This window comes from Pantoea sp. SGAir0180 (assembly GCF_043546245.1).
In genome coordinates this window covers 3,025,210-3,045,415 of record NZ_CP028071.1, presented here as the reverse complement: position 1 = coordinate 3,045,415, position 20,206 = coordinate 3,025,210, and the positions used below count along the sequence as shown (strand labels likewise).

General features: G+C 54.9%; 18 protein-coding genes. All 18 read left to right on the top strand.

Translation table 11 applies throughout. The annotated features are described in order from the left end of the window. Positions 1-45 precede the first annotated feature (45 nt). The 18 genes from cra (at position 46) to secM (ending at position 20,142) form a co-directional block, all read left to right on the top strand. Complete coding sequence (gene cra, locus C1N58_RS14420; RefSeq protein WP_006117666.1) at positions 46-1,056, top strand: catabolite repressor/activator; 1,011 nt, start codon at positions 46-48, stop codon at positions 1,054-1,056. 493 nt (positions 1,057-1,549) lie between these two features. Next, a complete protein-coding gene (gene mraZ / locus C1N58_RS14415) occupies positions 1,550-2,008 on the top strand; it encodes a division/cell wall cluster transcriptional repressor MraZ (RefSeq protein ID WP_006117668.1) in 459 nt (152 codons plus the stop codon). A 2-nt stretch (positions 2,009-2,010) separates the two neighbouring features. Beyond that, entirely contained in the window at positions 2,011-2,952 is a 942-nt protein-coding gene (gene rsmH / locus C1N58_RS14410) for a 16S rRNA (cytosine(1402)-N(4))-methyltransferase RsmH (RefSeq protein ID WP_054688155.1), read from the top strand. After that, the gene (ftsL, locus tag C1N58_RS14405; RefSeq protein WP_006117670.1) at positions 2,949-3,269 is read left to right on the top strand and encodes a cell division protein FtsL; all 321 of its coding nucleotides are present in this window, start codon (positions 2,949-2,951) and stop codon (positions 3,267-3,269) included. Before rsmH ends, ftsL begins: the two co-directional genes overlap by 4 nt. Positions 3,270-3,285: 16 nt before the next feature. Further along, complete coding sequence (locus C1N58_RS14400; protein ID WP_394564267.1) at positions 3,286-5,052, top strand: peptidoglycan glycosyltransferase FtsI; 1,767 nt, start codon at positions 3,286-3,288, stop codon at positions 5,050-5,052. Then, on the top strand, positions 5,039-6,526 hold the full coding sequence (gene murE / locus C1N58_RS14395) for a UDP-N-acetylmuramoyl-L-alanyl-D-glutamate--2,6-diaminopimelate ligase (protein WP_054634504.1): 1,488 nt from the start codon (positions 5,039-5,041) through the stop codon (positions 6,524-6,526). The genes C1N58_RS14400 and murE overlap by 14 nt, the downstream gene beginning before the upstream one ends. Continuing rightward, positions 6,523-7,881 carry a UDP-N-acetylmuramoyl-tripeptide--D-alanyl-D-alanine ligase gene (gene murF / locus C1N58_RS14390; RefSeq protein ID WP_006117673.1) on the top strand — a complete coding sequence of 453 codons (1,359 nt, stop codon included), beginning with the start codon at positions 6,523-6,525 and terminating at the stop codon, positions 7,879-7,881. Before murE ends, murF begins: the two co-directional genes overlap by 4 nt. Continuing rightward, the gene (gene mraY / locus C1N58_RS14385; RefSeq protein WP_033740254.1) at positions 7,875-8,957 is read left to right on the top strand and encodes a phospho-N-acetylmuramoyl-pentapeptide-transferase; all 1,083 of its coding nucleotides are present in this window, start codon (positions 7,875-7,877) and stop codon (positions 8,955-8,957) included. The genes murF and mraY overlap by 7 nt, the downstream gene beginning before the upstream one ends. Before the next feature lie 2 nt (positions 8,958-8,959). Beyond that, positions 8,960-10,276 carry a UDP-N-acetylmuramoyl-L-alanine--D-glutamate ligase gene (gene murD / locus C1N58_RS14380; protein WP_006117675.1) on the top strand — a complete coding sequence of 439 codons (1,317 nt, stop codon included), beginning with the start codon at positions 8,960-8,962 and terminating at the stop codon, positions 10,274-10,276. Further along, a complete protein-coding gene (ftsW, locus tag C1N58_RS14375; protein WP_394549902.1) occupies positions 10,276-11,490 on the top strand; it encodes a cell division protein FtsW in 1,215 nt (404 codons plus the stop codon). The genes murD and ftsW overlap by 1 nt, the downstream gene beginning before the upstream one ends. Further along, complete coding sequence (gene murG / locus C1N58_RS14370; protein ID WP_394564266.1) at positions 11,487-12,545, top strand: undecaprenyldiphospho-muramoylpentapeptide beta-N-acetylglucosaminyltransferase; 1,059 nt, start codon at positions 11,487-11,489, stop codon at positions 12,543-12,545. Before ftsW ends, murG begins: the two co-directional genes overlap by 4 nt. A gap of 75 nt (positions 12,546-12,620) precedes the next feature. Beyond that, the gene (gene murC, locus C1N58_RS14365; RefSeq protein ID WP_394564265.1) at positions 12,621-14,096 is read left to right on the top strand and encodes a UDP-N-acetylmuramate--L-alanine ligase; all 1,476 of its coding nucleotides are present in this window, start codon (positions 12,621-12,623) and stop codon (positions 14,094-14,096) included. After that, positions 14,089-15,006, top strand: a complete 918-nt coding sequence (locus C1N58_RS14360) for a D-alanine--D-alanine ligase (protein WP_394549900.1) — start codon at positions 14,089-14,091, stop codon at positions 15,004-15,006. Before murC ends, C1N58_RS14360 begins: the two co-directional genes overlap by 8 nt. A 1-nt stretch (position 15,007) precedes the next feature. After that, positions 15,008-15,847 (top strand): cell division protein FtsQ, encoded by an 840-nt coding sequence (gene ftsQ, locus C1N58_RS14355; RefSeq protein WP_054634500.1) that lies wholly within the window; start codon positions 15,008-15,010, stop codon positions 15,845-15,847. Further along, positions 15,844-17,100, top strand: a complete 1,257-nt coding sequence (gene ftsA / locus C1N58_RS14350; RefSeq protein ID WP_006117681.1) for a cell division protein FtsA — start codon at positions 15,844-15,846, stop codon at positions 17,098-17,100. Before ftsQ ends, ftsA begins: the two co-directional genes overlap by 4 nt. A gap of 71 nt (positions 17,101-17,171) precedes the next feature. After that, positions 17,172-18,326 (top strand): cell division protein FtsZ, encoded by a 1,155-nt coding sequence (gene ftsZ / locus C1N58_RS14345; protein WP_006117682.1) that lies wholly within the window; start codon positions 17,172-17,174, stop codon positions 18,324-18,326. A gap of 101 nt (positions 18,327-18,427) precedes the next feature. Then, complete coding sequence (gene lpxC, locus C1N58_RS14340) at positions 18,428-19,345, top strand: UDP-3-O-acyl-N-acetylglucosamine deacetylase (RefSeq protein ID WP_033740259.1); 918 nt, start codon at positions 18,428-18,430, stop codon at positions 19,343-19,345. Between the two features lie 290 nt (positions 19,346-19,635). Further along, entirely contained in the window at positions 19,636-20,142 is a 507-nt protein-coding gene (gene secM, locus C1N58_RS14335; RefSeq protein ID WP_233255760.1) for a secA translation cis-regulator SecM, read from the top strand. Positions 20,143-20,206 lie beyond the last annotated feature (64 nt).

Sequence of the window (20,206 nt, the reverse complement as noted above, 5' to 3'; positions counted from 1 at the left end):
TAGCTTATCTGCGGGTTATCAGACCCGCTTAACGGTGGGGTTACAGTGAAACTGGATGAAATTGCGCGCCTGGCGGGTGTATCGCGCACCACGGCCAGTTACGTCATTAATGGAAAGGCACGGCAGTATCGTGTCAGCGATAAAACCGTTGAGAAAGTCATGGCGGTGGTCCGCGAGCATAACTATCATCCTAATGCTGTGGCGGCAGGGCTGCGCGCCGGGCGCACGCGCTCGATCGGTCTGGTGATTCCCGATCTGGAAAACACCAGTTATACACGTATTGCTAACTATCTTGAGCGTCAGGCCCGCCAGCGTGGCTACCAGTTATTGATCGCCTGTTCTGAAGATCAGCCTGACAATGAAATGCGCTGTATTGAGCATCTGCTGCAACGCCAGGTGGACGCCATTATCGTATCCACTTCACTTCCTCCTGAGCATCCTTTTTATCAGCGCTGGATTAACAATCCCCTGCCCATCATCGCACTGGACCGCGCGCTGGATCGTGAACACTTTACCAGCGTGGTCGGTGCTGACCAGGACGATGCGTATGCCCTGGCGGCTGAACTGCGTCAGCTTAAGGTCAGCAACGTTCTGTTCATGGGCGCGTTACCAGAATTATCGGTCAGCTTTCTGCGTGAACTGGGATTCAGAGAAGCCTGGAAAGGGGATGAGCGTCCCATCGACTTCCTCTATTGCAATAGTTTTGAGCGCACGGCGTCGGCCGCCGTGTTCGAAAAGTATTTGCAGGATCACTCAATGCCAGACGCGCTGTTCACCACGTCATTCGGCCTGTTACAGGGCGTGATGGATGTGACTCTGAAGCGTAACGGCCGCCTGCCGTCCAATCTGGCGATTGCCACCTTTGGCGATCATGAGCTGCTGGACTTCCTGGAGTGCCCGGTGTTATCGGTAGGCCAGCGTCATCGTGATGTAGCCGAACGGGTACTGGAATTGGTATTAGCGTCTCTCGATGAACCGCGTAAACCCAAGCCTGGATTAACGCGTATTCGCCGCAATTTATTACGTCGCGGACAATTAAGCAGAATTTCTAATTAATAATACGGGCAGCGATTTGTCTGCCCCGATGTTTAAATGCTGTTTTTAAACTCTTTCTTGTCCAAAGTAAAAAAGCGTAAGCGTTTAACATTCATTCTAACAAATTAAGTTAACAGACCATTCTTGTTTACTTACAACTTAACGCTGGTTTAGCCCCTTAACATCAGGCGAGTGGCTAGGCTTCCGTTAAGAAATCCCCTAAAATGCGTCCCCTGTCTCAAAACGGCATCGGATTATTCAACCGTAATAAACGTGTTAATTTTCGCCGTTTTTTTTCAGAGCTGAATTTTTTATTCAATTATTCATTAGTTTAATTTTGATTAATCATCTTCCGGCGTTTTGAAACCTTTTCAGTGTTAATTCCCGCCTCGGTAAATAATCATATTCTACTGCCGCTCCGGCTTGACAATGATTTCCTACGATCCTTAAACTCGTTTTGTGGTAAAAAGTGGGATAAAGTGGTGCAAATGGGTAACTGAGGGGTGAGACTGACATGTTCCGTGGAGCAACGTTAGTCAATCTCGACAGCAAAGGACGACTGGCGGTACCAACCCGTTACCGTAATTTGCTGAACGAGGAATCGCAGGGGCAGATGGTTTGTACCATCGACCTCCATCAGCCATGCCTGTTGCTTTACACCTTACCCGCATGGGAAATCATTGAGAAAAAACTGGCGAGTCTGTCCAGCATGAATCCGATGGAGCGCCGCGTGCAGCGTTTACTGTTGGGACATGCCAGTGAGTGTCAGATGGATAATGCGGGCCGCTTATTGCTGGCGAATACCCTTCGCCAGCATGCAAATTTAAGCAAAGAAGTGATGCTGGTTGGGCAGTTCAACAAGTTTGAACTGTGGGATGAACAGACCTGGTATCAACAAGTCAGGGATGATATTGACGCAGAACAGTCAGCTCAGTCGCCTTTATCTGAGCGGTTGCAGGATTTATCGCTATAGCTATGCAGGAAAATTATAAACACACCACCGTGCTGTTGGATGAGGCAGTGAATGGCCTCAACATCAAGGAAGACGGAATCTATATTGACGGCACCTTTGGTCGTGGCGGTCACTCACGCTTGATTCTGGCGCAGCTTGGCGCCAACGGAAAGCTCATCGCCATTGACCGTGATCCGCAAGCTATCGCCGCGGCCGCTGAAATAAAGGATCCGCGTTTTTCCATTGTTCATGGCCCCTTTTCCGCGCTGGCGGAGTATGTGGCAGAGCGTGAACTGGCAGGTCAGATTGACGGCATATTACTGGATCTGGGCGTGTCATCCCCGCAGTTGGATGATGCCGAACGCGGGTTTTCATTTATGCGTGACGGGCCGCTGGATATGCGCATGGATCCCACGCGCGGCCACTCTGCCGCCGAATGGTTGATGCAGGCAGAAGAGGCCGATATCGCCTTTGTGCTGAAAACCTATGGTGAAGAACGATTTGCGAAGCGGATTGCGCGGGCGATTGTGGAACGCAACCGGGATGAACCGATGACGCGCACGAAAGAACTGGCAGAGGTGATTGCCGCAGCAACACCGGTCAAAGACAAGTTCAAACACCCGGCGACCCGTAGTTTCCAGGCCATTCGCATCTGGATCAACAGCGAACTGGAAGAGATCGACACCGCATTAAAAGGTGCAGTCGATGTGCTGGCTCCGCAAGGGCGTTTGTCTGTCATCAGCTTCCATTCGCTGGAAGACCGGTTGGTGAAGCGGTTTATGCGCGATCAGAGCCGCGGGCCGCAGGTGCCCCATGGCTTACCCATGACCGAGCAGCAACTGAATGCACTGGGTGGGCGTCAGTTGAAGCTGCTGGGCAAAATGGTACCTGGCGACACGGAGGTGAAAGAGAACCCCCGTGCGCGCAGTTCCGTTTTACGAATTGCGGAGCGAACTGACGCATGATTGGCAACGAACGGCACAGCTTACCCGCGGTCATCGCGGGCGACATTATGCGTAAAGGGAAACTCCCTTTTCTGTTGCTGATTGCTGTGCTGGTTTCTGCCGTGCTGGTCGTGACAACGACGCACAAAACACGCTTGCTGACTGCCCAGCGAGAGCAACTGGTGCTTGAGCGTGATGCGCTGGACATTGAGTGGCGCAACTTGATTCTGGAAGAGAATGCCCTTGGCGATCACAGCCGCGTTGAGCGGATCGCCACCGAGAAGCTGCAGATGCAGCACGTTGATCCTTCGCAGGAAAACATCGTGGTGCAAAAATAAGGACCTGTTACTGCTAATGAGCGGCGTAAAAAGAACGCTGAAGTTAAAAAAACCAGAAGATAAAGCCAGCTTTGTAAGCTGGCGTTTTGCGTTGTTATGCGGTTGCATTTTACTGGCCTTAGGTGGGCTGTTATCACGCGTGGCCTGGCTGCAGGTGATTAATCCGGACAAACTGGTTAAAGAGGGCGATTTACGTTCACTGCGCGTTCAGGCCGTGCCCACCTCGCGGGGGATGATCAGCGACCGCGGCGGGCGTCCGCTGGCGGTCAGCGTGCCGGTTAACGCCATCTGGGCCGATCCCAAAGAGCTGCATGATGCGGGCGGTGTCACGCTCGACAGTCGCTGGCGTGCGCTCTCAGATGCGCTTTCTGTGTCTATTGATCAACTGGCCGCCCGCGTAAATGCCAATCCTAAAGGCCGGTTCATCTATCTGGCCCGCCAGGTCAATCCCGCCATTGGTGAATACGTCAAAAAACTCAAGCTGCCCGGTATCCATCTGCGCGAAGAATCACGCCGTTATTACCCTGCCGGACAGGTCACCTCACATCTGATTGGCTTCACCAATATCGATGGTCAGGGAATCGAAGGCATCGAAAAGAGCTTTGACAAATGGCTGACGGGTGAGCCCGGCGAGCGTACCGTGCGTAAAGATCGCTATGGGCGCGTTATCGAAGACATTTCATCGGTGGACAGTCGTGCGGCACATAACCTCACGCTGAGCATTGACGAGCGTTTACAGGCGCTGGTGTACCGTGAGCTGAATAATGCGGTCGCCTTTAACAAAGCCGAATCGGGAACGGCGGTTCTGGTGGATGTGAATACCGGTGAGGTCCTGGCGATGGCGAACAGCCCTGCCTATAACCCCAATAACCTCAGCGACACGCCAAAAGATCTGATGCGCAACCGGGCCATCACCGACATTTTCGAACCCGGCTCGACGGTAAAACCGATGGTGGTGATGACCGCGCTGCAACGCGGCGTGGTGAAAGAGAACAGCGTTTTGAACACCGTGCCGTATCGCGTAAATGGTCATGAGATTAAAGACGTAGCGCGCTATAACGAACTCACGCTGACTGGCGTACTACAGAAATCGAGTAACGTCGGTGTTTCCCGACTGGCGTTAGCGATGCCCTCCTCAGCGCTGGTAGAAACTTACTCGCGCTTTGGTCTGGGTAAACCGACCAATTTGGGGCTGGTCGGGGAAAGCAGTGGCTTATACCCTAAAAAACAACGGTGGTCTGACATAGAGAGGGCCACCTTCTCTTTCGGCTACGGGCTAATGGTAACGCCGTTACAGTTAGCGCGAGTCTACGCAACGATTGGCAGCTTTGGTATCGCCCGCCCGCTCTCAATCACCAAAGTGGATCCGCCGGTGGGCGGTGAGCGCGTATTTCCTGAAGCTCTGGTGAAAACCGTGGTGCATATGATGGAAAGCGTTGCATTGCCGGGCGGGGGCGGCGTCAAAGCCGCCATTAAAGGTTATCGCGTCGCCATTAAAACCGGTACGGCGAAAAAAGTCGGACCGGACGGGCGTTATGTGAACAAATACATCGCCTATACCGCAGGCGTGGCACCTGCCAGCCGTCCTCGTTTTGCGCTTGTTGTGGTCATCAACGATCCTCAGGCCGGTAAATATTATGGTGGTGCGGTTTCTGCACCGGTGTTTGGTGCCATCATGGGCGGCGTACTGCGCACCATGAACATCGAGCCGGATGCGCTGCCGACCAATGACAAGAACGAGTTGGTGACAAACAGAAGTGAGGAAACAAGTGACAGATCGTAACCTGCGCGACTTACTCGGACCGTGGGTGCCCGGTGCACCTGCGCGCCCGTTGCGTGACATGACGCTGGACAGTCGCGTGGCGGCTGCGGGTGATCTGTTTGTCGCTATCGCCGGCCATCAGGTTGATGGGCGCCGCTTCATTCCTCAGGCCATTGCCCAGGGTGTGGCCGCCGTGATTGCGGAAGCCGAAGGGGAAGCGAGCGATGGTGAAATACGCGAAATGCACGGCGTGCCGGTTATCTATCTTGCACAGTTGCCCCAGCGTCTTTCCGCTCTGGCGGGGCGTTTTTACCAACAGCCGGGCGAAAGACAAAAACTGATTGGCATCACCGGCACTAATGGCAAAACGACCACGAGTCAGCTGCTGGCCCAGTGGGCTGAGCTGCTGGGTGAAACCAGCGCGGTGATGGGGACGGTGGGAAATGGTCTGGTCGGCCAGCTCGTGCCTGCCGAAAACACCACCGGCTCCGCTGTGGACGTCCAGCATACTCTGGATGAACTGGCCAGCAAGGGCGCGTCGCTGACCGCCATGGAAATCTCCTCCCACGGTCTGGTGCAGCATCGTGTCGCAGCCTTGCCGTTCGCTGCTGCTGTCTTTACCAACCTCAGTCGTGATCACCTGGATTATCACGGCGATATGCAACAGTACGAGTCAGCTAAATGGCTGCTGTTTTCTGAACATCAGGTGGGCGTGGCCATCCTGAATGCCGACGATGAAGTCGGACGCCGCTGGCTGGCAAACCTGCCTGATGCGGTTGCTGTCTCGATGGAAAATAACCTGCAGCCTGGCTGCCACGGTCGCTGGCTTCGCGCAACCGAGGTGAACTATCACGACAATGGTGCCCACATTCGTTTCCGCTCCAGTTGGGGCGATGGCGAACTGGACAGTCGTCTGATGGGGGCTTTTAACGTCAGTAACGTGTTGCTGGCGCTGGCCACACTGCTGGCGCTGGGTTATGCACTGGATGATTTACTGCGCGTTGCCGCAAAACTGCAGCCGGTTACCGGACGGATGGAAGTCTTCACCGCGCCGGGCAAACCCACTGTCGTGGTGGATTATGCCCACACGCCCGACGCATTAGAGAAAGCACTGGCCGCCGCCCGCCTGCATTGTAAAGGTAAACTATGGTGCCTGTTCGGCTGTGGCGGCGATCGTGACAAAGGTAAGCGCCCACTTATGGGTGCCATTGCGGAACAGTTTGCCGATGTGGTCGTGATTACTGACGATAATCCGCGCAGCGAAGATCCTGCGGCGATTGTGCAGGACATTCTGAGCGGCCTTCTTGATCCGGGCCGCGCTCGCGTTGTTGCGGGCCGTGCACAGGCAGTCACCAGCACTATTATGCAGGCTCAGCCCGACGACATTGTGTTAGTCGCCGGTAAAGGCCACGAAGATTATCAAATTATTGGTCATCAGCGGCTGGACTACTCCGATCGTGCTACGGTCGCCACGCTGTTAGGAGGCATTGCATGATTCCGGTTTCATTACGCACCTTAGCGCAGGTCACCAGCGGTACGCTGCACGGCGACGATTTGACGTTCAACACCGTCACGACAGACACCCGCAAGGTCACCGCAGACAGTCTGTTTGTTGCTATTGTGGGTGAGCGCTTCGATGCACATGACTTTGCCGAGGATGCGATTGCCAAGGGCGCGAAAGCCTTGCTGGTAAGTAAGCATTTACCTGTGTCGGTGCCGCAGGTCGTTGTCAAAGACACGCGCATCGCCTTTGGTAAGCTGGCGTCCTGGGTGCGTCAGCAGGTCAGTGCCCGCGTCGTTGCGCTGACCGGCTCATCCGGTAAAACGTCAGTGAAAGAAATGACCGCAGCGATTTTACGCCAGTGCGGCGAAACGCTGCATACCGCCGGTAACCTGAATAACGATTTTGGCGTGCCCATGACCCTGCTGCGTCTCACGCCAGAACACCAGTATGCCGTGATTGAGCTTGGCGCTAATCATCAGGGTGAAATCGCCTATACCACCGACCTGGTTCGTCCGGAAGCGGCGCTGGTCAATAATCTGGCTGCCGCGCACCTTGAGGGTTTCGGGTCGCTTGAAGGTGTCGCAAAAGCGAAGGGTGAAATTTTTTACGGCCTGCCCGCAAAGGGAACGGCGATTTTAAATGCTGACAGCAATGACTGGCCACGCTGGCAGGAGAACCTGCACGGTAAAACGGTATGGCGCTTCTCGCCGCAGGCCGCAGACTGCGACTTTGGTGCGCGCGATATCCGTATTCGCCAGGATGGCACCCATTTTGTCATGCATACGCCCCGTGGTGACATCGACATTATTCTGCCTCTGCCCGGTCGGCACAATATCGCCAATGCTCTGGCGGCGGCGGCGCTTGCGTTGTCGGTCGATGCACCGCTTAGCGCGGTGCAGACCGGGCTGAAAAGCCTGCAGTCCGTTCCTGGTCGCTTATTTCCTGTCCGGCTCTCAGATCATCAACTGCTCCTGGATGACAGCTATAACGCCAATGTAGGATCGATGGTTGCGGCGGCACAGGTGCTGTCTGAAATGCCTGGCTACCGTGTGATGGTGGTGGGCGATATGGCTGAATTAGGGGATGAAAGTGAACAACTTCATCGCGAAGTCGGCCTGGCCGCCAAAGCTGCAGGCGTTGACCGGGTATTAAGCACCGGGCAGTTCAGCCACTTTATGAGTGAAAGTAGCGAAGTTGGCGAACATTTCAGCGATAAAACGGCGCTGACTGAACGATTACGCCAGTTGCTGTCCGAACACAAAGAAATGACCGTATTGATTAAAGGTTCGCGTAGTGCCGCCATGGAGCAGGTAGTACAGAGCTTACAGGAGAAAGGAACATGTTAGTTTGGCTGGCCGAGCATCTGGTCGCATTTTATTCCGGTTTTAACGTCTTTTCGTATTTGACGTTTCGCGCCATTGTCAGCCTGCTGACCGCACTGTTTATTTCGCTGTGGATGGGGCCGCGTCTGATTGCCTGGCTGCAAAAGCTGCAGATCGGGCAGGTTGTCCGTAATGATGGTCCCGAATCGCACTTCAGCAAGCGGGGCACGCCGACGATGGGCGGCATCATGATTCTGACCTCGATTACGTTGTCGGTGCTGATGTGGGCTTATCCTTCTAATCCCTACGTCTGGTGCGTGCTGGTGGTGCTGGTGGGCTTTGGCGTCATTGGCTTTGTTGATGATTACCGTAAAGTGGTTCGTAAGGATACCAGGGGGCTGATTGCCCGCTGGAAATACTTCTGGATGTCGGTGATTTCGCTCGGTGTCGCCTTTGCGCTCTATCTGGCTGGTAAAGATACGCCTGCGACGGAACTCGTGGTGCCGTTTTTCAAAGATGTGATGCCACAGCTTGGCCTGTTTTACATCGTACTGGCCTATTTCGTTATCGTCGGTACTGGCAATGCCGTCAACCTGACTGATGGGCTGGATGGTCTGGCCATTATGCCGACAGTGTTTGTTGCGGCCGGTTTCGCCCTGGTCGCCTGGGCGACCGGTAACGTGAAGTTCGCCGATTACCTGCACATTCCTTATCTGCGTCACGCAGGTGAGCTGGTTATCGTCTGTACGGCGATTGTTGGGGCAGGATTAGGTTTCCTCTGGTTTAACACTTATCCGGCTCAGGTCTTTATGGGCGATGTCGGCTCGCTGGCACTGGGCGGCGCGCTCGGTACCATCGCTGTCCTGCTGCGCCAGGAATTTTTATTAGTGATTATGGGCGGCGTGTTTGTGGTTGAAACGCTGTCGGTGATCCTGCAGGTGGGATCGTTCAAGCTCCGTGGCCAGCGTATTTTCCGCATGGCACCGATCCATCACCATTACGAACTGAAAGGCTGGCCAGAGCCGCGCGTGATTGTGCGCTTCTGGATTATTTCGCTCATGCTGGTGCTGATTGGCCTGGCGACGCTGAAGGTACGTTAATCATGGCTGATTACCGCGGGAGAAAAGTCGTCATCATCGGATTAGGCCTGACCGGCCTGTCCTGTGTTGATTTCTTTATAGCGCAGGGCGTAACGCCCCGCGTGATGGATACCCGTGTATCACCGCCCGGGCTGGATAAACTGCCTGAGCAGGTGGAACGTTATGTGGGCGGTCTCAATCGCGACTGGCTGCTGGCTGCGGATCTCATCGTGGCCAGCCCCGGCATTGCCCTGGCCCATCCCGCATTGTGTGAAGCGGCAGACGCGGGCATTGAAATCGTCGGCGACATTGAGCTGTTTTGCCGGGAAGCACAGGCACCGATCGTGGCGATCACCGGTTCAAACGGAAAGAGTACGGTCACTACGTTAGTCGGCGAAATGGCGAAAGCCGCCGGTTGGCAGGTAGGCGTCGGCGGTAACATTGGGTTGCCCGCGCTGAGCCTGCTGAAAGCGCCCGCTCAGCTCTATGTTCTGGAGCTTTCCAGCTTCCAGTTAGAAACCACCTACAGCCTGAAGGCCGCAGCGGCCACGATCCTGAACGTGACCGAAGATCATATGGATCGCTATCCGTTAGGTATGCAGCAGTATCGCGCGGCAAAACTGCGGATTTACGAGAACGCTCAGGTTTGCGTGGTGAATGCCGACGATGGCATGACCATGCCGGTACGCGGTGCCGACGCACGCTGTGTCAGTTTCGGTATTGATATCGGCGATTATCACCTGAACAAACAGCAGGGCAGTGTCTGGCTGCGGGCGAAAGGCGAAAAAGTCCTGAACACAGACGAGATGACGCTGGTTGGACAGCATAACTACACCAATGCGCTCGCCGCACTGGCGCTGGCCGATGCGGTTGGTCTGCCACGCTCGACCAGTCTGTCCGCACTGGCAGCTTATTCAGGTCTGGCGCACCGTTTCCAGCTGGTTCATGAAAGCCGCGGTGTGCGCTGGATCAATGACTCAAAAGCAACCAATGTGGGCAGTACGGAAGCGGCTCTGAAAGGATTACAGGTTGACGGTACGCTCTGGTTACTGCTGGGAGGCGATGGCAAATCTGCGGATTTCTCTCCATTGCAGCCGTATCTGCAGGGCGATCGTATCCGGCTGTTTTGCTTTGGGCGCGATGGTGATGCACTGGCCGCGCTCCGCCCTGACGTGGCGGTCAGGACCGAAACGCTGCAGGAGGCAATGGCGCAGATTGCAAAACAGGTACAGCCAGGCGACATGGTCCTGCTTTCCCCGGCCTGCGCCAGCCTTGACCAGTTCCGCAATTTTGAACAGCGCGGCGATGTCTTCGCGCAACTGGCCAGGGAGTTAAGCTGATGCGTATTCCTGGAGCGGGCATTGTGAATTATCTGTCAGGTCGCCTGAGTAACTGGGTGATGGGCGCGCGTGAGAGCGACGATACCTCGCAGGTGCTCTATGACCGGACTTTGCTCTGGCTGACCCTGGGGCTGGCTGCAATCGGGTTTGTGATGGTGACATCGGCTTCAATGCCGGTGGGACAGCGTCTGAATGACGATCCGTTCTACTTTGCCAAGCGTGATGCGTTCTATATTGCGCTGGCGTTTGGTATCGCGCTGGTCACGCTGCGCGTACCCATGGATTTCTGGCAACGCTACAGCAACGTGATGCTGATGGCGTCGGTCGTCATGCTGCTGATTGTGCTGGTCGTAGGAAGCTCCGTAAACGGGGCATCACGCTGGATTGCACTGGGCCCACTGCGTATTCAGCCAGCGGAACTGTCTAAGCTCACGCTCTTCTGTTATCTCGCCAGTTATCTGGTGCGTAAGGTTGAGGAAGTCCGCAATAACTTCTGGGGCTTCTGTAAGCCTATGGGGGTGATGGTCGTGCTGGCGGTGCTGCTGCTCGCTCAGCCCGATCTGGGTACAGTGGTGGTGCTGTTTGTCACGACGCTCGCGATGCTCTTCCTGGCGGGGGCGAAGCTGTGGCAGTTCCTGGCGATTATCGGTTCCGGCATCTTCGCGGTGATATTGTTAATCATCGCCGAGCCCTATCGTATGCGCCGTGTGACCTCTTTCTGGAATCCGTGGGAAGATCCGTTCGGCAGCGGCTACCAGCTTACTCAGTCACTGATGGCGTTTGGCCGCGGCGAATTCTGGGGCCAGGGGCTGGGCAATTCGGTACAGAAACTGGAATACCTGCCGGAAGCACATACCGACTTTATTTTCTCGATTATCGGAGAAGAACTGGGTTACATCGGTGTGGTTTTAGCCCTGTTAATGGTATTCTTCGTGGCTTTTCGCGCCATGTCGATTGGCCGCCGCGCACTTGAACTTGACCAACGTTTCTCCGGCTTTCTGGCCTGCTCAATCGGCGTCTGGTTCAGCTTTCAGGCGCTGGTCAACGTGGGTGCGGCGGCGGGGATGTTGCCGACAAAAGGTCTGACATTACCGCTGATTAGTTACGGTGGCTCGAGCCTGCTCATTATGTCGACGGCCATCGTATTTTTGTTACGTATTGATTATGAAACGCGTCTGGCTAAAGCGCAGGCGTTTACCCGGGGTGGTCGATGAGCGGTAAACGATTGATGGTCATGGCAGGAGGAACCGGTGGGCATGTTTTCCCGGGGCTGGCTGTGGCCCATCATCTTGAGGCGCAGGGCTGGCAGGTGCGCTGGTTAGGCACGGCCGATCGTATGGAAGCCGACCTGGTACCGAAGCACGGTATCGACATTGATTTTATCCGCATCAGTGGATTACGCGGTAAAGGCAGTAAAGCGCTGTTGTTAGCGCCGGTACGCATCTTCAACGCCTGGCGTCAGGCGCGCAAGATTATCAAAGCCTGGAAGCCCGATGTGGTGCTGGGCATGGGCGGTTATGTATCGGGGCCCGGTGGTCTGGCCGCCTGGAGTTGCGGGGTGCCAGTGGTACTCCATGAGCAGAACGGTATTGCCGGGCTCACCAATAAATGGCTGGCTAAAATTGCCACCAAGGTCATGCAGGCCTTCCCGGGCGCCTTTCCGCACGCGGACGTTGTGGGCAATCCGGTGCGTACCGATGTGCTGGCGCTACCGTCACCGGCTCAACGGCTGGCTGGCCGCAGTGGACCGATTCGTATTCTGGTTATCGGGGGCAGTCAGGGCGCGCGCATTCTGAACCAGACGTTGCCTCAGATTGCCGCCAGGCTGGGCGAGACCATTACCCTCTGGCATCAGACGGGTAAGGGTGCCTTGCAAGAAGTCCAACAGGCCTATCAGCAAGCCGGTCAGCCGCAGCATAAAGTGACCGAGTTTATTGATGATATGGCCGCTGCGTATGCCTGGGCCGACGTGGTGATTTGCCGCTCTGGCGCATTAACGGTAAGCGAAATCGCTGCCGCAGGCTTACCGGCGATTTTCGTGCCGTTTCAGCACAAAGATCGCCAGCAGTACTGGAATGCCCTGCCGCTTGAAGGCGCAGGGGCAGCCAAAATTTTTGAGCAGCCGCAGTTTACTGCGGAGGCGGTAGTGGAAACGTTGCGTCACTGGGACCGTCCAACATTACTCGCGATGGCAGAAAAGGCCCACGCGGTAGCGATACCTGATGCCACCGAACGGGTTGCACAGGAAGTGGCTCGCGCCGCACGTTAAAGAATCAGGTCAGCCTGGCTGGCCCGTGCTCAACAACCTGAGCACAAACTGAATAAGTAGGTATAAGAAAGCGTAATGAATACACAACAACTGGCAAAACTGCGTTCAATCGTGCCCGAGATGCGTCGCGTCCGGCACATTCACTTTGTCGGCATCGGCGGTGCTGGCATGGGCGGTATTGCCGAAGTGTTAGCGAATGAAGGCTACCATATTAGCGGTTCTGATCTGGCCCCTAACCCGGTAACCCAAAATCTGATCAATCTGGGCGCAACGATTTACTTCAATCACCGCCCGGAAAACGTGACGGATGCCAGTGTCGTCGTGGTCTCCAGTGCGGTTTCTCAGGATAACCCTGAGCTGGTTGCGGCACGCGAGCAACGTATCCCGGTGATTCGTCGCGCTGAGATGCTGGCAGAACTGATGCGCTTTCGTCATGGCATTGCGATCGCCGGAACGCACGGCAAAACCACCACAACGGCGATGGTCTCCAGCATTTATGCCGAAGGTGGCCTGGATCCGACCTTCGTTAACGGTGGATTGGTGAAAGCGGCGGGCACACATGCGCGTCTGGGCAGCAGCCGTTATCTGATCGCAGAGGCGGATGAGAGCGATGCGTCCTTCCTGCATCTGCAGCCGATGGTTGCCGTCGTGACCAATATCGAAGCCGATCATATGGACACGTATCAGGGTGATTTCGAAAATCTGAAGCAGACGTTCATCAATTTTCTGCACAACCTGCCCTTCTATGGCCGTGCGGTGATGTGCGTTGATGATGCGGTGATTCGCGATTTGTTACCGCGCGTAGGACGTCAGATTACGACCTATGGTTTCAGCGAGGATGCGGACTTCCGCATTGAAGATTTTGAACAGAGTGGCGCCCAGGTGCATTTCAACCTGATTCGTCAGGACAAGGCACCACTCGCGATCACGCTGAATGCGCCGGGACGGCATAACGCGTTGAATGCGGCGGCAGCGGTTGCGGTTGCCAGCGAAGAAGGCATTGAAGACAGCGCGATTCTGGCGGCGCTGGAGAGCTTCCAGGGAACCGGCCGTCGTTTCGATCAGTTGGGCGAGTTTGCTACCGAACCGGTCAACGGCACGCCTGGCACGGCTATGCTGGTTGATGATTATGGCCATCACCCAACGGAAGTGGATGCCACCATTAAAGCGGCGCGCGCAGGCTGGCCGGATAAAAAACTGGCGATGGTCTTTCAGCCGCACCGGTATACCCGCACGCGCGACCTGTTTGATGATTTTGCCAACGTGCTGTCACAGGTCGACGTTTTACTGATGCTGGATGTGTATGCCGCCGGCGAAACGCCGATTCCGGGTGCTGACAGCCGTGCGCTGTGTCGTGCAATCCGCAACCGCGGTAAAGTCGACCCCATTCTGGTGCCGGAGCATGATGCGTTAGTCGAGATGCTGGCACCGTTGCTGTCAGGTAACGATCTGATTCTGGTTCAGGGCGCAGGCAACGTCGGGAAAGTGGCGCGTAAACTGGCGGAATGCAAACTGCAGCCAGAGCGCAAAGTGGAGGGCCGTCATGTCTAAAGTGGCTGTTTTGATGGGTGGCACCTCAGCCGAACGCGAGGTCTCCCTGATGTCCGGGGCTGCCGTACTGGCCGGTTTACGTGAAGCGGGCATTGATGCGCACAGTATTGATACACGCGAGCAGTCTGTACTGGATCTGAAAGCGCAGGGCTTCGACAAAGTCTTTATCGCGCTGCATGGTCGCGGTGGCGAAGACGGCACGCTTCAGGCCGTGCTTGAATTCCTGCAACTGCCTTATACCGGCAGCGGGGTCATGGCGTCGGCGGTGACCATGGATAAGCTGCGTACCAAATTACTGTGGCAGGGCAGGGGACTGCCGGCAGGTAAGTTTGTCTGGATGACCCGTGCACAGATGCAGTCGGGTCTGGACGCCGCGACAGCGGCGGCGATTGCCGCACTGGGCTTCCCTCTGTTTGTTAAACCGAGCAGTGAAGGATCCAGCGTTGGCATCAGCCGGGTTAATCAGCAGGGTGATCTGCTGGCCGCGCTGGAAGAGGCATTTCGTCACGACGATAACGTGCTTATCGAGGCGTTTCTGAGTGGTGAAGAATATACCGTAGGCATTCTGGGCGATCAGATTCTGCCAGCGATAAAAATAAAGACTGCCAGCGAGTTCTATGACTATGAAGCTAAATACATTTCTGACGATACTCAGTACTTCTGTCCCGCAGGGCTGAGTACAGAGCGTGAAGCAGAATTACAGCAGCTGGTGTGGTCTGCCTGGCAAGCGCTGGGATGTCAGGGTTGGGGTCGTGTCGATGTGATGACCGATGGTGAGGGCCGCTTTCAGTTGCTGGAAGCCAATACTTCCCCGGGCATGACCAGCCACAGCTTAGTGCCGATGGCAGCAAAGCAGGCGGGACTGACCTTTTCTCAACTGGTCGTACGCATTCTGGAACTGGCCGACTGATATGTCACAGGCGGCGATGAATGTACGCAATCGTGAGGCGCAGGAGCGGGCACGCACCGGCCGCAGTAACGGTGCCCGGCTGTTTGGCATCGTCTTTCTGCTGATGGTGATGGGCATAATGATTGCGGGTGGATTAGTGGTGCTGAAGTGGATGAACGATGCATCCCGCTTACCCCTGTCGAAACTGGTGGTCACTGGTGAGTTGCATTACACCACCCACGACGACATCCGCCAGGCGATTTTATCCCTGGGGCCACCCGGCACCTTTATGTCGCAGGATGTGAACATTATCCAGCAGCAGATTGAACGGTTGCCGTGGATTAAACAGGTCAGTGTGCGCAAACAGTGGCCTGATGAACTGAAGATTCATCTGGTTGAGTACACGCCGGTGGCACGCTGGAACGACGCGCATATGGTGGACAGCGACGGCGTGTCATTTAGCGTACCGGCCAATCATATGGGCAAAGAAACGTTGCCCATGTTGTATGGGCCAGAAGGCAGTGAAAAAGAGGTCCTGGCGGGCTATCACAGTATGGATGATGTGCTGAAGGCCAGGAAGTTTACCCTGAAGGTGGCGTCGATGACGGCACGACGTTCATGGCAGCTGGTGACCAGTGACGATGTACGTATCGAACTGGGCCGTACCGATACCATGAAGCGTCTGAATCGTTTTATTGAGCTTTATCCGGTGTTGCAGCAACAAGGCGAGAATGAACACAAGCGCATCAACTCCGTTGATTTACGCTATGACTCTGGCGCCTCCGTTGGCTGGACACCGATAGTGATGGAGCCACAGGACAGTAATCAGCAACAAAACCAGGCACAGGCTAAACAACAATGATCAAGGCAACGGACAGAAAACTGGTAGTTGGACTCGAAATCGGCACTGCGAAAGTCGCCGCCCTGGTTGGGGAAATTCTGCCCGATGGTATGGTCAATATTATTGGGGTCGGCAGTTGTCCGTCCCGCGGTATGGATAAAGGTGGCGTTAACGATCTTGAGTCGGTGGTGAAATGCGTACAGCGCGCCATTGATCAGGCTGAGTTGATGGCGGATTGCCAGATTTCCTCCGTCTACCTTGCATTATCGGGCAAACATATCAGCTGCCAGAACGAAATCGGGATGGTTCCGATTTCAGAAGAGGAAGTGACTCAGGATGATGTAGAGAATGTGGTGCACACGGCAAAGTCTGTGCGCGTTCGTGACGAGCATCGCATTCTGCACGTTATTCCTCAGGAATATGCCATCGATTACCAGGAAGGCATTAAGAACCCGGTCGGCCTTTCCGGTGTACGTATGCAGGCGAAAGTCCATTTGATCACCTGTCACAATGATATGGCGAAAAATATTGTTAAAGCCGTTGAACGTTGTGGCCTCAAAGTTGACCAACTGATTTTTGCCGGTCTGGCGTCCAGCTTTGCTGTACTGACCGAAGACGAACGCGAACTGGGCGTTTGCGTGGTGGATATCGGGGGCGGCACAATGGATATCGCCGTCTATACTGGCGGTGCACTGCGCCACACCAAGGTCATTCCCTATGCGGGCAATGTAGTTACCAGCGATATTGCGTACGCCTTTGGCACGCCGCCTACCGATGCGGAAGCGATTAAAGTCCGGCATGGTTGCGCGCTGGGCTCGATTGTTGGAAAAGATGAGAACGTTGAAGTGCCGAGCGTTGGCGGACGTCCGCCACGGAGCTTACAGCGTCAGACGCTGGCTGAGGTAATTGAGCCGCGTTACACCGAACTTTTAAATCTGGTCAATGACGAGATTTTGCAGTTGCAAGAGCAGCTTCGCCAGCAGGGAGTGAAACACCATCTTGCTGCGGGGATTGTATTAACCGGCGGTGCGGCGCAGATTGAAGGTCTGGCCGCCTGCGCGCAGCGCGTATTCCATACGCAGGTGCGCATTGGACAGCCGCTGAACATTACTGGCCTGACGGACTACGCGCAGGAGTCTTACTATTCCACGGCGGTAGGGCTGTTGCATTACGGCAAAGAGTCACACATGAACGGTGACGCAGAGGCGGAAAAGCGGGTTTCAGTCGGCAACTGGTTTAAACGTATCAATAGTTGGTTAAAAAAAGAGTTTTAATTTTTGTAAAAGGGGATCATGCTGTTTTCTTTTGTGATCTCCAGGCGACAGGCACATAACGGAGAGAAATCATGTTTGAACCTATGGAATTAACCAATGACGCGGTGATTAAAGTCATCGGCGTCGGCGGTGGCGGCGGCAACGCCGTAGAGCACATGGTACGCGAGCGTATCGAAGGTGTGGAATTCTTCGCTGTTAACACCGACGCCCAGGCGTTGCGTAAAACAGCGGTCGGCCAGACCATCCAGATTGGTAATAACATTACCAAAGGGCTGGGTGCGGGTGCGAACCCGGAAGTGGGCCGTAACTCTGCAGAGGAAGATCGCGAAGCACTGCGTTCTGCGCTGGAAGGGGCAGACATGGTGTTCATCGCAGCGGGAATGGGTGGCGGTACCGGTACCGGTGCAGCGCCTGTTGTAGCTGAAGTGGCGAAAGATTTAGGTATTCTGACCGTTGCGGTCGTGACCAAGCCTTTCAACTTCGAAGGCAAGAAGCGCATGGCGTTTGCCGAGCAGGGGATCGCAGAGCTGTCTAAGCACGTTGATTCACTGATCACCATTCCTAACGACAAGCTGTTAAAAGTGCTTGGGCGCGGCATTTCGCTGCTCGACGCTTTTGGCGCAGCTAACGACGTACTGAAAGGCGCAGTGCAGGGTATCGCTGAACTGATTACCCGCCCTGGCCTGATGAACGTCGACTTTGCTGACGTGCGTACCGTCATGTCAGAAATGGGTTATGCCATGATGGGCTCTGGCGTGGCATGCGGTGAAGATCGTGCGGAAGAAGCTGCTGAGATGGCGATTTCCAGCCCACTGCTGGAAGATATTGACCTGTCTGGTGCGCGTGGCGTGCTGGTCAACATCACGGCGGGCTTTGACCTGCGTCTGGATGAGTTCGAAACCGTGGGTAATACCATCCGCGCCTTCGCCTCAGACAACGCCACCGTGGTTATCGGTACCTCTCTGGATCCAGAAATGAACGATGAACTGCGCGTCACCGTGGTGGCAACCGGTATTGGTATGGACAAGCGTCCTGAAATCACGCTGGTCACCAACAAACCGGCCAGCCAGCCAGTGATGGATCATCGTTACCAGCAGCACGGTATGTCGCCGCTGCCGCAGGAGCAGAAACCTGCAGCGAAAGTGGTGAACGATCAGAATGCGCAATCGAACAAAGAGCCAGATTACCTTGATATCCCGGCGTTTTTGCGTAAGCAGGCCGACTAGGAATAACCTTATAATTGGGTTTTCCCGCTCTTTGTGCTAAAGTGTTCGCCCGCTGGTAACGTATACTGGTGGTCGGAAAGTAATATTGCGAGATAATTACGATGATCAAACAAAGGACATTAAAACGTATTGTTCAGGCGACAGGTGTCGGTTTACATACCGGCAAGAAAGTCAGCCTGACGTTGCGCCCTGCACCGGCTAATACCGGGGTCATCTATCGTCGCACCGACTTGAATCCCCCGGTTGATTTTCCGGCTGATGCAAAATACGTGCGCGACACCATGCTGAGTACCTGCCTGGTGAATGATGAAGGCGTGCGTATTTCGACAGTTGAACACTTGAATGCCGCACTGGCGGGCCTGGGCATCGACAACATTATTGTGGAAGTCGATGCACCTGAAATCCCGATTATGGATGGCAGCGCAGCGCCTTTTATCTATTTGCTGATGGATGCAGGTATCGAGCAGCTCAGCAGCGCCAAGAAGTTTGTGCGCGTTAAGCAAACCGTGCGTGTTGAAGATGGTGATAAATGGGCGGAAATTAAACCGTATAACGGTTTTTCGCTTGATTTCACTATTGATTTCAAACACCCGGCTATCGATGCCAGCTCTCAGCGTTACCAGATGAAATTCTCTGCCGAAGCGTTTGTTCGTCAGATTAGCCGTGCACGCACCTTTGGCTTCATGCATGAAATCGAATATCTGCAGTCTAAAGGCCTGTGCCTGGGCGGTAGTTTAGATTGTGCGATAGGCCTTGATGATTTCCGCGTGCTTAATGAAGAAGGTCTGCGTTTTGAAGACGAGTTTGTCCGTCACAAAATGCTGGACGCTATCGGCGATCTGTTTATGTGTGGCCATAACATTATCGGCGCGTTTACCGCGTACAAATCGGGCCATGCATTGAACAACAAACTGCTGCAGGCCGTTTTGGCTAAGCAGGAAGCCTGGGAATGGGCGACCTTCGAAGACGAAGCTGAATTGCCGCTGGCGTTTAAAGCACCAAATCTGGTTCTGGCTTAATTCCTGATCAGAACGTAAAAACGGCTGGTTGCGCTGACACTCTCTCCGGTCAGTCGCGCCGGCCGTTTTTTATTACCCCGCCTTCGCTCTCTGTGTGTTGCGACACTCTTCACATGCTAAAGCAAACAATTGCTGAATTGCTGCACAATCAGGTGCGATTTCTTCCGTTGTCGCTTTAAACGCAGGTGTCGGCACGCCACATTAGTGTTACTATCTCTGGCGCTTTTACAGGCTGCATGCTGCTGAAAACAGCAGTGAATAATGAAATTGTTATGCGCAATGGAACAATTGTGATCGGAATCCTTCTACGCTGGCGACAAATAGGTAGACGCTATTTCTGGCCTCATTTCCTGCTGGGAATGGTGGCGGCCAGTCTCGGCTTGCCGGCGTGTGCGCAAACAGCGGAACTTAACACCGGATCCGAATCCTCAGCCAGCAGCCTGTTCATCGGCAATGCCGTTCGTTTCGATCATCTTATTCGTCTTCAGGAAGCCTCGCGACGTCCCAGTTTTACGGTTGACTACTGGCACCAGCATGCCATTCGCACGGTTATCCGCCACCTCTCTTTCACGCTGACGCCGCAGTCTCAGGCGGAAGAGCAGGTACATCCGCTGGCCGCGCAAAAGCTGGCGTTAATCGATTCACTTCATGCCTTATTGACCTCCCAGACAGCACAGACATACGACGCCTTTGGTTTGTCTCTGCTGCCTGTGTCTGACGCGCCTGCCCTGACGCGAGCAGCCTGGCATGGCAAAGTGCACGGTATCCGTGCCGGCCCCGCTTCATTGTTCTGCTAATCACTTTCATTACACCCTTTTAGATTTCGCAGTCCGACGATTCGGCTGAATTGAGAATATATTT